General features: G+C 37.8%; 14 protein-coding genes and 1 other annotated feature. Of the genes, 12 read left to right on the top strand and 2 right to left on the bottom strand.

Annotated elements, in window-relative coordinates; all coding sequences use genetic code 11:
* Positions 1–503: 503 nt before the first annotated feature.
* Entirely contained in the window at positions 504–1,205 is a 702-nt protein-coding gene (locus ED2_RS11945; RefSeq protein WP_060789837.1) for a Crp/Fnr family transcriptional regulator, read from the bottom strand.
* A gap of 460 nt (positions 1,206–1,665) precedes the next feature.
* Here ED2_RS11945 and arcA point away from each other — a divergent pair, with 460 nt between their 5' ends.
* The 4 genes from arcA to argS all read left to right on the top strand — a co-directional run bounded on the left by arcA (position 1,666) and on the right by argS (position 7,193).
* A complete protein-coding gene (arcA, locus tag ED2_RS11940) occupies positions 1,666–2,895 on the top strand; it encodes an arginine deiminase (RefSeq protein ID WP_005875949.1) in 1,230 nt (409 codons plus the stop codon).
* An 89-nt stretch (positions 2,896–2,984) separates the two neighbouring features.
* A complete protein-coding gene (gene argF, locus ED2_RS11935) occupies positions 2,985–4,004 on the top strand; it encodes an ornithine carbamoyltransferase (RefSeq protein WP_005875947.1) in 1,020 nt (339 codons plus the stop codon).
* 117 nt (positions 4,005–4,121) lie between these two features.
* Positions 4,122–5,072 (top strand): carbamate kinase, encoded by a 951-nt coding sequence (gene arcC, locus ED2_RS11930; RefSeq protein ID WP_016176452.1) that lies wholly within the window; start codon positions 4,122–4,124, stop codon positions 5,070–5,072.
* Between the two features lie 157 nt (positions 5,073–5,229).
* Positions 5,230–5,430, top strand: a binding site (T-box leader).
* Positions 5,431–5,501: 71 nt separating this feature from the next.
* Entirely contained in the window at positions 5,502–7,193 is a 1,692-nt protein-coding gene (gene argS, locus ED2_RS11925; RefSeq protein WP_016176453.1) for an arginine--tRNA ligase, read from the top strand.
* 188 nt (positions 7,194–7,381) lie between these two features.
* Here the strand turns inward: argS and ED2_RS11920 are convergent, their stop codons facing one another.
* Positions 7,382–7,861, bottom strand: a complete 480-nt coding sequence (locus ED2_RS11920; protein ID WP_005875942.1) for an arginine repressor — start codon at positions 7,859–7,861, stop codon at positions 7,382–7,384.
* Positions 7,862–8,253: 392 nt separating this feature from the next.
* Between ED2_RS11920 and rpsB the strand changes: the two genes are divergently transcribed.
* The 8 genes from rpsB to ED2_RS11880 all read left to right on the top strand — a co-directional run bounded on the left by rpsB (position 8,254) and on the right by ED2_RS11880 (position 16,754).
* Positions 8,254–9,036 (top strand): 30S ribosomal protein S2, encoded by a 783-nt coding sequence (gene rpsB / locus ED2_RS11915; RefSeq protein ID WP_005875940.1) that lies wholly within the window; start codon positions 8,254–8,256, stop codon positions 9,034–9,036.
* Positions 9,037–9,133: 97 nt separating this feature from the next.
* Positions 9,134–10,015, top strand: coding sequence for a translation elongation factor Ts (gene tsf / locus ED2_RS11910; RefSeq protein ID WP_005875938.1), 882 nt, complete (start codon positions 9,134–9,136; stop codon positions 10,013–10,015).
* A 221-nt stretch (positions 10,016–10,236) separates the two neighbouring features.
* Entirely contained in the window at positions 10,237–10,959 is a 723-nt protein-coding gene (gene pyrH, locus ED2_RS11905; RefSeq protein ID WP_005875937.1) for a UMP kinase, read from the top strand.
* A gap of 2 nt (positions 10,960–10,961) precedes the next feature.
* On the top strand, positions 10,962–11,519 hold the full coding sequence (gene frr / locus ED2_RS11900) for a ribosome recycling factor (RefSeq protein ID WP_005875935.1): 558 nt from the start codon (positions 10,962–10,964) through the stop codon (positions 11,517–11,519).
* Positions 11,520–11,861: 342 nt separating this feature from the next.
* The gene (gene uppS / locus ED2_RS11895) at positions 11,862–12,671 is read left to right on the top strand and encodes an undecaprenyl pyrophosphate synthase (RefSeq protein WP_016176455.1); all 810 of its coding nucleotides are present in this window, start codon (positions 11,862–11,864) and stop codon (positions 12,669–12,671) included.
* Positions 12,668–13,468, top strand: a complete 801-nt coding sequence (locus ED2_RS11890) for a phosphatidate cytidylyltransferase (RefSeq protein WP_005875931.1) — start codon at positions 12,668–12,670, stop codon at positions 13,466–13,468. The genes uppS and ED2_RS11890 overlap by 4 nt, the downstream gene beginning before the upstream one ends.
* Positions 13,469–13,714: 246 nt before the next feature.
* A complete protein-coding gene (gene rseP, locus ED2_RS11885) occupies positions 13,715–14,983 on the top strand; it encodes an RIP metalloprotease RseP (protein ID WP_016176456.1) in 1,269 nt (422 codons plus the stop codon).
* A 67-nt stretch (positions 14,984–15,050) separates the two neighbouring features.
* Positions 15,051–16,754 (top strand): proline--tRNA ligase, encoded by a 1,704-nt coding sequence (locus tag ED2_RS11880; protein WP_016176457.1) that lies wholly within the window; start codon positions 15,051–15,053, stop codon positions 16,752–16,754.
* Positions 16,755–16,807 lie beyond the last annotated feature (53 nt).

Below are 16,807 nucleotides of genomic sequence, written 5' to 3'. Positions count from 1 at the left end.
CAATTAAGGCCTTTAGCTTAGTAGGAATCTATGGTAAAAAAAGTACAATAGTTAAGTGAAAAATTAATTGCACATCATTTGGTCCAGATGGTTGCTTCAAACCTAAGGTAGATTGGTTTATTTTTTTCTTCTGCTGTGATCATGATGGTGGGAACAAGGATAGTATCTACCCAATGACACCAACATTACTTACAAACCTTTTCCAAGTCAGTATGGGATTTTTGATCTATTTCAGTTTGACTGCAGTAAGTAAGGTGAACCCAGTAATCGATTATTTCTTCAAAAAAATGAAGTAGTCGATACATTGAATGGTTGAGATAAAAAAAGGTCGAAATAAAAGTCGTTTAGGTTTGAAAAATTGGAGAAAAAAACGAACAATACGTTTTTTTGTATTGCTCGTTTTTTTGAAATTTCCGAAAAACCTGACTTTTGGACGCTGTTTATTCGGAATTATGGTCTGTAGCAAAACTAATCATTAGATTTGTCCCATATTCTCTTTATAGTTATTCTCTTAATGCCGGTGTGACCGCCGCTTTGCAAAAAGTAAATCGTTTCTTTTCATAATCCAGTAATCCTGAATCCTTTAATTGCTTGATTACTTGTCCTGCCGTTTCTCTTGTTGTACCACTATTTACAGCTAGTTCTTTTAATGTAATAGGGTAAGGAATATGGATATGCCCATCTTCTGTAGGAACACCTAGCTCTTCTTTTAAAACAAATAAGTTTTGTTTCACTCTATCGAACGCGCTGGAAGTCAACCCGATTTGAATCCGAAGTTCATGCATATCAACAACTTTAGATAATTTATGGATCATATAAATCAGATATTTTGAATTTTTTTTAGCAATTTTTTCGTAAAAAGAAACTGGAAAAGAGAATGTCTCGATGTCAGTCATTGCTTGTGCTGTGTAGGTATAAGTGCTTTCTTCAAAAATTCCAGACATAGGAAAGAGGTTGTTTGCAGCAACATAGTCATAATAATAATACGTGGCGCTTTCATCATAGCGTTCTAAACGAACTAGACCTTCTGTAAGAATATAGAGACGTTGGCGTTCGTCTCCTTCATCAAAGAGAATTTGTCCCTTTTTATAAGAACGAAGGATTGCATGTTCTTTTATCTGCTCAAATTCATCATCAGTAAAGTTTTCAAAATCAGGTTGATACCGTAGTTTTGAAAAGTGAAAATCAATTCTATTTACCCGCATAAAATTTCCGCTCCTTACTTTTAACTATTAATATTGTGGCTTTTTTTTCGAAAAAAGTAAAGTTATTACTTTGGATAAAAATTTCTATTTTTTTTCTTTATAAAAAAATTTTTTTGTTATTATGTAAAATTATACATTCGATTTGAATAATGTCGTTTTTCACCTGCTTATTCTGTATAAAAAACAATAATCACTAATAAAGTAATCGCTAACATGATTGAAAAAGAAGTATTTTTTAGCTTATTCAAAAAATATTTTTTTATGAATAAATATTTTTTTGATAGTGATTTCAGTATAAATAAAGAGAGAAAAGTTGATAAAAAATGTAAAAACGTTTAATTATTTAATTATCCTTTAATAATGTGAAAAAACTCTCGTTTTAGATGAGATGAAATTATGAAAGAGATTACAAAAGGGCTGTATTCTAAGTATGTAATCAAAACGAAGGAGGCAACACAACATGGAAAAACCTATTCACGTTTTCTCTGAGATAGGAAAGTTAAAGACAGTTTTATTGAAACGACCTGGACAAGAAGTGGAAAATTTAACACCAGACATCATGGACCGTTTGTTGTTCGATGATATTCCCTATCTACCAATCGCACAAGAAGAACATGATAATTTTGCAAAAACATTGCAGAATGAAGGCGTCGAAACTTTGTATCTGGAAAAATTAGCAGCAGAAGCAATCGATGCAGGTAATGTGAAAGAGCAATTCTTGAACAAAATGCTAGACGAATCACACATTGCATCGGCTGCTGTAAGAGACGGTCTTCATGAGTTCCTTCTATCAATGGAAACACAAGAAATGGTAGATAAAATCATGGCTGGGGTACGTACGAAAGATATCGAAGTCCGTTCAAATAGTTTATACGACTTATCAGCAGATGACGATTATCCGTTTTATATGGATCCAATGCCAAACCTTTACTTCACTCGCGACCCTTCCGCATCAATGGGAAATGGGATGACTGTCAACAAAATGACATTTGAAGCTCGCCGACGCGAATCGATGTTTACAGAATATATTTTGAAACATCATCCTCGCTTCGCTAACAAAGGGGTAGAAGTTTGGTTAGATCGTGAAAACCCAGATCATATCGAAGGCGGCGATGAATTGATCCTAAGCGATAAAGTAGTCGCAGTCGGGATTTCTCAACGTACCAGTGCCAAAGCGCTAGAAAAATTAGCACGTCACTTATTCGAAAAAAATTCAGGATTTGAAAAAGTATTGGCTATCAAGATTCCAAATAACCGCGCAATGATGCATTTGGATACGGTATTTACAATGGTTGATCACGATAAATTCACGATTCATCCAGCGATCCAAAGTAAAGAAGGAAAAATCGATGTCTTTACGATCGAGCCTGCAGGTGATGACATTAAAATCAGTCACTCAGATGATCTTCATGCGACAATGAAAGAAGCGTTAGGTTTAGACGATCTAGTCTTGATCCCAACCGGAAATGGCGATGCCATCGTTGCTCCTCGTGAACAATGGAATGACGGCTCAAATACGTTAGCAATCGCTCCTGGAGTTGTGGTGACTTACAACCGTAACTATGTTTCTAACGAATTGTTACGTAGCTATGGTATCAAAGTGTTGGAAATCAATTCAAGTGAATTGTCACGTGGCCGTGGCGGTCCTCGTTGTATGAGCCAACCATTAGTACGTGAAGATTTGAAATAGTTTGTTTCCCAGTGGCAGTCTAACTGTCAGCTGTCGCTGGGTTTCCTCTTTAAAAACTAAATAAAACAACCTAAAGGAGAATGTTAGTTATGAAAGAATCAGTATTTCAAGGAAGAAGTTTATTAGCAGAAAAAGATTTTACAAAAGAAGAATTACAGTATTTGATCGATTTTTCTGAACACTTAAAAGATTTGAAAAAACGCGGGATTCCTCATCACTACTTAGAAGGGAAAAATATTGCTCTTCTATTCGAAAAAACTTCTACTCGTACACGTTCAGCATTTACTACTGCAGCAATCGATCTAGGTGCACATCCTGAATATCTTGGAGCAAACGACATCCAATTAGGTAAAAAAGAATCAACTGAAGATACTGCCAAAGTATTAGGTCGAATGTTTGACGGTATTGAATTCCGTGGCTTTAGCCAAAAAATGGTTGAAGAACTTGCTGAATTCTCAGGCGTACCTGTATGGAATGGTTTAACAGATGAATGGCACCCAACACAAATGATCGCTGACTTCTTGACTATCCAAGAAAACTTTGGAACTGTTGAAGGTATTACAGTGGCTTACTGTGGAGACGGCCGTAACAACATGGCTAATTCATTGCTTGTAACTGGTGCTATTTTAGGAACAAATATGCGTATTGTCGCACCTAAAGACTTACAGCCAGAAGAAGAAATCGTGAAGATGGCGGAAGGATTCGCTGCTAAATCTGGTGCAAAATTAATGATCACTGATGACGTCGACAAAGGTGTGGACGGAGCAGATGTCCTTTACTCAGATGTTTGGGTATCAATGGGTGAAGAAGATAAATTTGAAGAAAGAATCAAATTATTGAAACCTTATCAAATCAACATGGAAATGGTTGAAAAAACACATAACACAGACCGTTTGATTTTCTTACACTGCTTACCAGCATTCCACGATACAAACACAGTTTACGGTGAACAAATGAAAGAACGTTTTGGTATTACAGAAATGGAAGTAACGGACGAAGTATTCCGCAGTAAATATGCTCGCCAATTTGATCAAGCAGAAAATCGTATGCATTCGATCAAAGCAATCATGGCAGCGACACTTGGAAACTTGTTCATCCCTCGTGTCTAACGTTTAACCACATTCATCTCATCGATAAAACGAGTCAGCTTTCCTCATTGTAGCAAATTGCTGGCTTGTTTTGTCATCGGAAAAATTCAGAATTATCTGAAGAAAGGAAGACGAAATATGGCCAATCGTAAAGTAGTTGTCGCATTAGGAGGCAACGCAATTTTATCTACTGATGCTAGCGCAAAAGCACAACAAGATGCACTGAAGGAAACAGCAAAATATTTAGTGAAATTCATTGAACAAGGAGATGAACTGATCATCTCACATGGGAACGGACCTCAAGTTGGGAATTTATTGATCCAACAACAAGCTGCTGATTCAGAAAAAACTCCAGCAATGCCTTTAGATACTTGTGTCGCAATGACGGAAGGTTCTATCGGCTATTGGTTGCAAAATGCTATGGGTGAAGTTCTCAAAGAAAAAAATATCGATAAGGATGTTGTTTCTTTAGTCACTCAAGTAATCGTTGATGAAAATGACCCATCCTTCAAAAATCCAACGAAGCCTGTTGGACCATTCTTCACCGAAGAAGAAGCAAAAGGCCAAATGGAATCAGACTCAGCTGCTACCTTTAAAGAAGATGCAGGCCGTGGATGGAGAAAAGTGGTTGCTTCCCCTAAACCAATCTCAATCAAAGAAGCTCGAGTTATCAAAGCACTAGTTGAACAAGGTGTCATTACTGTTTCTGTTGGTGGCGGAGGTATCCCAGTGGTAGAAACAGCCACTGGTCTTGAAGGAAGAGAAGCAGTCATCGATAAAGATTTTGCCTCTGAAAAGTTAGCGGAGATCATTGATGCAGATCTATTGATTGTTTTGACAGGTGTCGATAATGTCTATGTAAATTATCAAAAACCAGATCAAAAGAAACTGGAAACTGTTACAGTATCAGAAATGAAACAATATATTGATGAAAATCAATTTGCACCAGGAAGTATGTTGCCTAAAGTTGAAGCAGCCATTGCATTTGTTGAAGCGAAACCAGATGGGAAGGCTATCATTACTTCACTAGAGAACATTGAAAATCTTCTAGCATCTGAAGAAGGAACGATCATTGTAGCAGACAAATAAACTGCGTAAGAGCAATTGAGACTCCTTAGAACATTTACCTTGCTAAAAAATGTCCAGTCGGAATTTATTCTCCTTTAGGCCTTCTGGACATTTTTTTATAAGAAATCCTAGCCATTAATTTTTTTATCTGTTATAATTCATGTTAAGTTTAATAAGTTACAGTTTGCTGAACAAGAGAGTAATTGTATAAATCTGATCAAAGCGAGTTTGGAGCTGGTGGAAGCCAAACGAAGAAAATACAATGAAGCGCACTTGGAGAACTCTGTCTGAGACAGACGGTCATCTGCCGTTAACAGATAAAGTGGGTCCTAAAGAATAGGACAATTGGAGTGGTACCGCGGGATAACTCGTCTCTAGTAATTATACATGTATAATTACTAGAGATTTTTTTTGTTTTTAGCAAACCAAGTATCAATAGGAGGAAGTCAAATGAATAATAAAGATGTGGTTGCAAAAGCCGTTTATGATGTCGTTAAAGAAGATTTAACACTCGAAGAAGTAGAGAAACTATTGGAAAATCCAAAATCTGCGGATCATGGAGATGTGGCATTTCCTGCTTTCTCATTAGCAAAAATCTATCGAAAGGCACCACAGCAAATCGCGGCAGATTTAGCCGAAAAAATCGATTCAACTAATTTTGAAAAAATCGAAGTTGTGGGCCCATATTTGAATTTCTTTATGAACAAAGCAGTGATCAGTAAAGATGTTCTAGCTTCTGTCGTAAAAGAAAAAGAACACTACGGAGACAGCACGATCGGCAATAATGGAAGTGTACCGATCGACATGTCTTCACCAAATATCGCAAAACCAATTTCTATGGGACATTTGCGTTCTACTGTTATCGGAAATTCCATTGGATTTATTATGGAAAAATTAGGGTATCAACCAATCCGTATCAATCACCTAGGTGACTGGGGTACACAGTTTGGTAAATTGATCGTTGCCTATAAAAAATGGGGATCAGAAGAAGCAGTAAAATCTGAACCAATCAATGAATTATTACGTTTGTATGTCCAATTCCATGAAGTAGCAGAAACAGAACCAGAATTGAATGACGAAGCGCGTTCTTGGTTCAAACGTTTAGAAGAAGGCGACAAAGAAGCAATCGAACTATGGCAATGGTTCCGCGATGAGTCAATGAAAGAGTTCAACAAAATCTATGACCTGTTAGAAGTTCGCTTTGATTCATTGAATGGAGAAGCATTCTACAATGATAAGATGGATGAGATCGTTGAACTTTTAGAAGAAAAACATTTATTGAACGAAGATAAAGGTGCGGAAATCGTTGACCTTTCAGAATACGATTTGAATCCAGCACTGATCAAAAAATCAGATGGTGCAACGCTATACATCACTCGTGATTTGGCAGCTGCTCTTTATCGCAAACGTACGTATGACTTCAAGCAATCTCTATACGTTGTTGGGAATGAACAAAGTTACCATTTCAAACAATTAAAAGCTGTCTTGAAAGAATTAGGATTTGACTGGTCAGATGATATGCATCATATTCCATTTGGATTGATCACTCAAGGTGGTAAGAAATTATCAACACGTAAAGGAAAGATTGTTTTATTGGAAGAAGTGCTTAATGAAGCAATTCAATCAGCAAAAGAACAAATCAGTGAGAAAAATCCTGATCTAGCAAATAAAGATGTTATAGCTAAACAAGTTGGGGTAGGGGCAGTTATTTTCCATGATTTAAAAAATGATCGTTTGAATACCTTTGACTTCAATCTTGAAGAAGTCGTTCGTTTTGAAGGTGAAACTGGCCCATATGTACAATATACACATGCTCGTGCCATCAGCTTGATGGAAAAAGCAGGATTTAAACCATCAGAAGAACACACATATGCATTAGATGATGAAAACAGCTGGGAAGTAGTGAAGCTGATCCAAAAATATCCAGAAACAGTACTATCAGCTGGTGAAAAATATGAACCTTCAATCATTGCAAAACATGCAATCAAATTAGCACAAGCGTTCAATAAATATTACGCACATACAAAAATCTTGGCGGAGGATGATCAAAAAGAATCTCGCTTAGCTCTTGTGTATGCAGTATCAGTGCTTTTGAAAGAAGATTTACGCTTACTTGGTCTACATGCGCCAGATAAAATGTAAAAAGGCACGATTCCATTAGAAAGTACCAAAACTCATCAAAAGAACAGATGAGTGAATCAAATGTTTTTGTTTTAAATAGCCAAAAAAAAGCCGTCCATCACGACCCTCTAGTTTGTGATGGACGGCTCTTTTGAATGAGGTAAGCAAGGGGAGAACGGACATCCTAAATACAATAAGCCCTTACCGAACTAAAAAATAGATGCATCTTTTGGATGATGTAAAAAGTCTTCAACTAATTGTGCATCCTCTTCGTTTTGAGAAATGATGATCGTAGTATCGAAACCGGCAATTGTACTAACGATGTGAGGTGGTTTGATTTCATCCAACACAGCAGCGAAAAGAGGGGCGTTGTCCGGTAAAGTATGAACGATTGTCAAAAAGTGGACGCGTTCCACTTTTAAAACAATATCTTCGATCATTTGGATCAGCCGTTTTTCATCCTCGTTTTTTGCTTCTGATCCTTCTTTTCCCTGAAAGAACACAAAGCGTGAAATGCCATTCTCGTCAGGGGCTTTGACGATTTTTAAATCACGGATATCGCGAGAAATCGTTGCTTGAGTAGCATTAACACCGTAGTCACTCAATTTTGCTAACAATTCTTCTTGTGTACGGATCGTAAATTCATCGATCACCTGTTTAATCAATAAATGTCGCTCAGCTTTACGCATATTCTTTCTCCTTTACGAAAGATTTCACATGTATCATATCAAAAAATAAAAGAATTTCCCAATAATAATTTGTTTTATGAGATAACTCTAGTAAATAAGGCTCCTTTTATGGTTGCGCTATCATTTTAAAACAGGAAGATTAAAAGTTATAAATAAAGAATGAGATTTTTCTTGATATTTAACAGTATATCAGGTAAAATATTGAATGTTGAGCAGAAAATCCTTATTAAGTATTGCGTAGCAAGTCAGTTGCTTGTATAATACTCGAGGATGCTGAACTGCATCAATAAATCCACATTCTCGTTGGATCGTTGATAGGTGCTTGCAAAAGTTTGTCAGCGAGGTAGAAGACAAGAAGAGGGAAAATAAAACCAAATCGGAGGAAACAAAAAATGGCAGTAATTTCAATGAAACAATTACTAGAAGCTGGCGTACACTTTGGTCACCAAACACGTCGCTGGAACCCAAAAATGAAGAAATATATCTTCACAGAAAGAAACGGAATCTACATCATCGACTTACAAAAAACAGTTAAGTTAGTAGATGCAGCTTACGACTACATGAAAAACGTTGCAGAAGAAGGCGGCGTAGCTTTATTTGTAGGCACTAAAAAACAAGCACAAGAAGCAATCAAAGATGAAGCAACACGTGCTGGACAATACTACGTTAACCATCGTTGGTTAGGTGGAACATTGACTAACTGGGATACAATCCAAAAACGTATCAGCCGTTTGAAACAAATCAATGCAATGGAAGAAGACGGAACTTTTGAAGTTCTACCTAAAAAAGAAGTTGCTGGTTTGAACAAACAACGTGAACGTCTTGAAAAATTCTTAGGCGGTATCGCTGATATGCCAAGAATCCCAGATGTAATGTACATCGTTGACCCTCGTAAAGAACGTATCGCTGTTCAAGAAGCGCATAAATTAAATATCCCTATCGTAGCTATGGTTGATACAAACTGCGATCCAGATGAAATCGACGTAGTTATCCCTTCAAATGACGATGCAATCCGTGCCGTTAAATTGATCACTTCAAAAATGGCTGATGCATTCATCGAAGGAAACCAAGGTGAAGATCAAGTAGTTGAAGAAGATTTTGTAGCAGAAAACACTGCAACATCAATCGAAGAAATCGTTGACGTTGTTGAAGGCGACAACTCTTCAGCAGAATAATTCTTAAATGATGGAGCTGTTTCAAAGGCTAGGCGACAAGCCTCACTCTCCTTTGAAACAGCTTTTTTTAAAAAGAAAATACAGGAGGATACAAAAAATGGCAGACGTAACAGCTAAAATGGTAAAAGAACTACGCGAAATGACAGGCGTAGGTATGATGGATGCGAAAAGAGCATTAGTTGAAGTAGAAGGCGACATGGAAAAAGCAGTTGATCTTTTACGTGAAAAAGGAATGGCTAAAGCAGCGAAGAAAAATGACCGTATCGCAGCAGAAGGTTTAGCTTCAGTAGCAGTGAAAGGTAACACTGCTGCAATCGTTGAAGTAAACTCAGAAACTGACTTTGTTTCTAAAAATGAAATGTTCCAAGATTTAGTAAAAGAAATCGCTGAACTTGTTGCAGAAAACAAACCTGCAGACATGGATGCAGCTATGAAAATCAAAACAGAAAAAGGAACAATCGAATCTGATTTGATCGAAGCAACGCAAGTTATCGGTGAAAAAATCAGCTTCCGTCGTTTCGAAGTTGTTGAAAAAGATGACAATGCAGCATTCGGTGGCTACTTACACATGGGCGGACGTATCGCTGTATTAACTGTTTTGGAAGGTACAACTGACGAAACTGTTGCCAGAGATGTAGCAATGCACGTAGCAGCTATCAACCCTCGTTACGTAAACGAAACTGAAATCCCAGAAGAAGAATTAGAACATGAAAAAACTGTTCTTACTGAACAAGCACTTAACGAAGGCAAACCTGCAAAAATCGTTGAAAAAATGGTTGAAGGCCGCTTGAAGAAATTCAAAGCAGAAATCGCATTGGTTGACCAACCTTTCGTTAAAGATCCTGATATGACTGTTGAAAAATATGTTGCATCTAAAGGTGCTACTGTGAAAACATTCGTACGTTTCGAAGTCGGCGAAGGTATCGAAAAACGCGAAGACAACTTTGTAGAAGAAGTAATGAGTCAAGTGAAAAAATAATTCACAAGAGTTATTTAGCGTCTGTTCTCTAAACATAAAAGCTTTTCAAGAATCGTTCTTGGAAGCTGATGTTTAGAAACAACGCTTAGCTGAAATTTAACAAGGAGCAGCGACGTATGTCACAGCTCTTTTTTTTAGGCATAGAAAGAAAATGCTCGACTTTAGTGGCTAAATTATCTGGATATGGTAAAATAGCAATAGAAAATATTGGAGGAATGAACATGGTCACACCGAAATATCAGCGTGTAGTCTTAAAATTAAGTGGAGAAGCTTTAGCTGGAGATGAAGGATTTGGTATTAAACCGCCAGTCATCAAAGAAATTATCCAAGAAATCAAAGAGGTGCACGAACTAGGCGTTGAAATGGCAATCGTTGTTGGCGGCGGTAATATTTGGCGCGGACAAATCGGTGCTCAAATGGGGATGGAACGTGCTCAAGCAGATTACATGGGTATGCTGGCAACGGTGATGAATGCCTTAGCATTACAAGACACGTTAGAAAATGTTGGTGTACCAACGCGTGTACAAACTTCAATCGAAATGCGCCAGATCGCGGAACCTTATATCCGCAGAAAAGCAGAACGTCATTTAGAAAAGGGACGGATCGTCATTTTTGCAGGTGGCACAGGGAATCCTTACTTTTCAACAGATACTACAGCAGCACTACGAGCAGCTGAAATCGGAGCTGACGTTATTTTAATGGCTAAAAACAATGTTGACGGTGTTTATTCAGCTGATCCAAAAGTGGATGCCAACGCAGTTAAATTTGAAGAATTGACTCATTTAGAAGTTATCTCAAAAGGATTGCAAGTGATGGATTCAACTGCCAGCTCATTGAGCATGGACAATGATATTCCACTACTTGTCTTCAATTTGAATGAACATGGAAATATCCGACGCGCTATCTTAGGCGAAAATATCGGAACTACAGTTAGGGGGAAATAAAAATGGCAGATGCAATTATGACAGAAGCAAAAGAAAAAATGCATAAAGCAGCACAAAATCTACAACGTGAATTAGGACAGATCCGTGCAGGACGTGCCAATGCAAGCTTATTGGACCGTATCACTGTAAATTATTACGGAGTACCTACACCACTAAACCAAATGGCTTCTATCCAAATTCCAGAAGCACGCATTTTGATGATCACACCATTTGATAAAAGTATTCTTCAAGATGTAGAAAAAGCAATCATGACAAGTGATATCGGTATCAGCCCCACAAATGATGGGAATGTGATCCGTTTAGTGATTCCACAATTAACAGAAGAACGTCGTAAAGAATTAGCGAAAGACGTGAAAAAAGAAGCAGAAAATGCAAAAATCGCTGTACGTAATATTCGTCGTGACGCAATTGATGAATATAAAAAACAACAAAAAAATGGAGACATCACAGAAGATGATCTACGTGGTCTAGAAAAAGAAGTACAGACCTTGACTGACAACAGTATCAAAGAAGTAGATAAAATCGCTGCTGAAAAAGAAAAAGAACTATTAGAAGTTTAAGCGTTATTTAAAAATCAATCGATGTTTTTTTAACTAAGAATCTCTTGATCAGTGTATCGATCAGAGAGTAGAAAAAGCTGGCTCATCTCGCCAATAGTGAAAGCTGTTAACGAGAGGAACCAGCTTTCTTTTTGAAGTTGTGGCACTACTCAATAGGAAGTGTAAAAGAGAAACTTTGATAAGAGAAGTGGCTTCTTTATTTTATAAATAGCAATCAAAAGTTAAAAAAATGAAAAATCTTAGTGAAAAAAAGAAAAAAAACCGCTATACCGTAGGAAATGACTATATATATTGCTATAATAGCAGAGATAGTGGTAATTTTTTAGTATAGGAGGAAAAAGAATGTTACGTTTTTTTCCGCAAAAAAACAAATATATTCAAGAAAAAAGTGAGCTTCGTTTCAATAGTGATGGCCCAATTCCGCAACACATAGCAATCATTATGGATGGCAATGGGCGATGGGCACAAAACCGACGATTGCCTCGTGTGGCTGGACATAAAGAAGGCATGGAAACAGTAAAAAAAGTAACAAAACAAGCTTCCAGATTAGGTGTCAAAGTATTGACTCTTTATGCGTTCTCCACAGAAAACTGGAAAAGGCCCAAGGATGAAGTAAGCTTTTTGATGCAGCTTCCCGTTGACTTCTTTGACACATTCGTACCGGAGCTGATCAAGGAAAATGTGAAGGTCCATGTGATAGGGTATGAAGATCTATTACCTGAACATACACAGGATGCAGTGAAACGTGCGATCGAACAAACAAAAGACAATACAGGAATGGTACTCAACTTTGCTTTGAACTACGGAAGTAGAGCAGAAATCGTGACGGCAGTCAAAGCAATTGCTACTGAAGTCAGAAATGAAGAAAAATCAATTGAAGAGATCGATGATACACTGATTGCTGAACATCTCATGACGGGTTTTTTACCAACTGAACTTCGAGATCCTGAACTTGTCATTCGGACAAGCGGAGAAGAAAGAATCAGCAATTTTTTACTTTGGCAACTTGCCTATAGTGAATTGTACTTTACCAAAGCATTATGGCCTGATTTTGATGGAGCACATCTAGAAGAGGCGATTGCTTCATTTCAAAATAGAGATCGTCGTTTTGGCGGCGTGAAAAACAAGGAGAAAGAAGGAGATCAGTCATGAGACAACGAGTGATCACTGCTGTCGTAGCATTGGCGTTATTTATCCCGATTCTTTGGCTAGGTGGCCTGGCTGTTGAATTAGTAGCAGCTCTATTAGCTGTTATCGGAGTATATGAGTTGTTTAGGATGAAAGGATTGACATTATTAAGTTTTGAAGGAATATTAGCAGCGATTGGCGCAGTTGTTTTAGTATTACCTAAAGAACGTTGGTTTTTCTTTTTATCAGAAGGTACAGATACATTTATGTTGTTTTATCTGATTGTGATGATCTTATTAGGCACCGCAGTCATTTCCAAAAATACGTATACGATAGATGAAGCTGGCTTTCCAGTAATCGTGAGTTTATATGTTGGGATGGGCTTCCAGAATTTTGTCAATGCGCGGACAGAAGGACTACCTGTTTTGCTGTTTGGTCTGTTTATTGTTTGGGCAACTGACATCGGTGCCTATATGGTCGGACGAAAGTATGGAAAGCATAAATTAAGTCCAGATGTCTCACCAAACAAAACCATTGAAGGCGCATTAGGCGGTATTGGGAGTGCTTTAGTAGTTGCTATTCTTTACTTTTTACTCTATCCGTCGACTGAATTGTTTGGCCATGGACTATTTGTCATGTTGTTGTTAACGATCCTGTTATCGATTGTTGGCCAGTTTGGTGATCTAGTCGAATCATCGATCAAACGACACTATGATGTAAAAGATTCTGGCAATATTTTACCGGGGCATGGGGGAATCTTAGACCGATTCGATAGTCTGTTGTTCGTCTTTCCGATCATGCATTTATTTGGATTAATTTAATAAGAGGATATGGGTCTTTGCTTTAGTTTTAGATACAAATCGTTTTTAGAAACCTAGTTACTGTAGATGATGTGACTAGTTGATAAGAGCGAAGTGGTTATTTTAATAAACTAAAAGCAAAGGCCGATTTTTTCTCTATAACTCACTGATGCTATTGGTGAACAGCTGATAATATGGTAAAATTAAAGTGTTTTATTTATCAAGAGTTTCAATGTTAAAGGAAAAGCGTGTAAAGGAGAATGCAAAATGAAAACAATTATCACATTTATTATTGTCTTCGGTATTTTGGTCATTGTACATGAGTTTGGACATTTCTTCTTTGCGAAACGATCAGGAATTCTCGTTCGTGAGTTTGCTATTGGAATGGGTCCGAAAATCTATGGACACCAAGCAAAGGACGGAACTACCTATACATTGCGTTTATTGCCGATCGGCGGTTATGTGAGAATGGCAGGAAACGGAGACGATGAAACAGAAATGGCCCCTGGAATGCCGTTATCTCTTTTGTTAAATTCTGATGGTATCGTGGAGAAAATCAATGTAAGCAAAAAAGTGCAACTGCCCAATGGGATTCCATTAGAATTGATCGCATACGATCTTGAAGACGACTTAACGATTACAGGTTATGTGAATGGAGATGAAACACAGGAAGTCACCTATCACGTCGAACACGATGCTTCCATCATTGAAGCGGACGGTACAGAGATCCGAATTGCGCCTAGAGATGTTCAATTCCAGTCAGCAAAATTATGGCAACGGATGCTGACTAATTTCGCTGGACCGATGAATAATTTTATTTTAGCGATCCTGTTGTTCATTATCCTTGCGTTCATGCAAGGTGGCGTGCAAGTAACGGATACCAATCAAATTGGAAAAGTCTTGCCGAATGGCGCAGCCGCAGCTGCTGGGTTGAAAGAAAATGATGAAATAGTATCGATTGATGGCAAGTCTGTTCATTCGTGGAACGATTTGACGTCAGAGATCACCGAAAATCCTGGGAAAAAATTAGATGTTGAAGTAAGACGTGACGGCAAAACACAGCAGCTTGACGTAACACCGAAAGCAGTTGAAGCCAATGGGAAAGAAGTCGGCCAACTAGGGATTCAAGCACCAATGAAGACTGGCTTTTTGGATAAAATATTTGGTGGAGCCCGTCGAGCATTCAGTAGTTCAATGGAGATATTCAAAGCGTTAGGCTCATTGTTCACAGGCTTTAGCTTAGATAAATTAGGTGGACCCGTTATGATGTTCCAGCTTTCTTCTGAAGCTGCTAATCAAGGTGTGATGACTGTCATTAGCTTGATGGCACTGCTTTCTATGAATCTAGGAATCGTTAATTTACTGCCGATTCCTGCATTAGATGGTGGGAAAATCGTCTTGAACTTCTTTGAAGGTGTGAGAGGAAAACCTCTCAGTCAAGAAAAAGAAGGCTTTATCACTTTGGCAGGATTTGGGTTATTGATGCTATTGATGGTATTGGTCACTTGGAATGATATTCAACGATTCTTTTTCTAAAAAAGTTGACAAATAGGGTATAATTACAAACGATAGATTATTATTGAGGAATAGAGGAGTATATAGAATGAGACAATCAAAAATGTTGATTCCTACGTTAAGAGAGGTTCCAAATGATGCAGAAGTATTAAGTCATCAAATTTTATTGAGAGCTGGATACATTCGTCAAGTATCTGCAGGAATCTACTCTTATTTACCACTAGCAAATCGTGTGTTAGAAAAACTAAAAGTGATCATGCGAGAAGAATTTGAAAAGATCGGCGCAGTTGAAATGTTGATGCCGGCGATTTTACCAGCAGAATTGTGGGAAGAATCCGGTCGTTATGAAACATATGGCCCAAACTTGTATCGTCTGAATGATCGTAATGATCGTAAAATGATCTTAGGCCCAACACATGAAGAAACATTTACTGATTTGATTCGTAATGAAATCAATTCATATAAAAAATTACCATTGAATCTTTATCAGATCCAAACAAAATACCGAGATGAAAAACGTCCTCGTTTCGGTTTATTACGTGGTCGGGAATTCATCATGAAAGATGCTTACTCATTCCATGCTTCTGAAGAAAGTCTAGATGAAGCGTACAAAGACTACGAAAAAGCTTATACTGAAATCTTTAAACGCTGTGGACTTGAATTCCGAGCAATCATCGGTGACGGTGGTGCAATGGGCGGGAAAGATTCAAAAGAGTTCATGGCAATATCAGAAATCGGTGAAGATACGATCTGTTATTCAACTGAAAGTGATTATGCAGCAAACTTAGAAATGGCGACGAGTTATTATGTTTCTAAAAAATCCCATGAAACGCAACTTGAACTGGAAAAGAAAGCTACACCTGATGTTAAAACAATTGAAGAAGTAGCAGCTTTCTTTGAGACAGAACCAAAAAAAATCATCAAATCTGTTTTGTTCATGGCGGATGAAGAACCTGTACTTGTGCTAGTTCGCGGAGATCATGAAGTGAATGATGTCAAATTGAAGAACTTCTTAGGCGTTGACTTCCTAGAAGAAGCAACAGAAGAAGATGCAACGAAATTTTTAGGTGCTGATTTTGGTTCTGTTGGTCCAGTGGGCATATCAGAAGATGTGAAGGTCTATGCTGACCGACATGTCCAAGACCTTGCAAATGCCATTACTGGTGCTAATGAAACAGGTTATCATTATATCAATGTCAATCCAGAAAGAGATTTTACAGTCCTTTCGTATGAAGATCTGCGTTTTGTGCAAGAAGGTGATCCATCTCCAGACAATAATGGTGTGTTGGCCTTTACTCGCGGAATCGAGATCGGACACATCTTCAAGTTAGGCACGCGCTACAGTGAGTCAATGGGAGCAACTGTTTTAGATGAGAATGGTCGTGAAAAATTTGTGATCATGGGTTGCTATGGAATCGGCGTCAGTCGTTTACTTTCTGCAATCGTTGAACAAAATTCTGATGAAAATGGCATCAATTGGCCAAAAGGGATTGCACCATTCGATCTGCATGTCGTTCAAATGAATCTGAAAGACGAAAATCAAACAAACTTGACAAACGAAGTGGAGCAAGCGATGACAAAAGCCGGCTACCAAGTATTGGTCGATGACCGCAACGAACGTGCAGGTGTGAAATTCGCAGATTCCGATTTGATCGGTTGTCCAATCAGAATCACGATCGGTAAAAAAGCAGTTGATGGGATCGTAGAAGTGAAAATCAAGAAAACAGGTGAAATGGTTGAAGTCCGTAAGGAAGAATTAGCCAATACACTACCAATCTTATTAAATCAATAAATGATAAACGAAGAGATTGAGATAAAAGTCATTTAGGCTTGAGAAATTGGAGA

Source organism: Enterococcus durans NBRC 100479 = LMG 10746 (assembly GCF_001544215.1).
Lineage (GTDB): Bacteria > Bacillota > Bacilli > Lactobacillales > Enterococcaceae > Enterococcus_B > Enterococcus_B durans.
The sequence above is the reverse complement of the archived record's forward strand: the minus strand, read 5'-3'. Positions and strand labels throughout refer to the sequence as shown.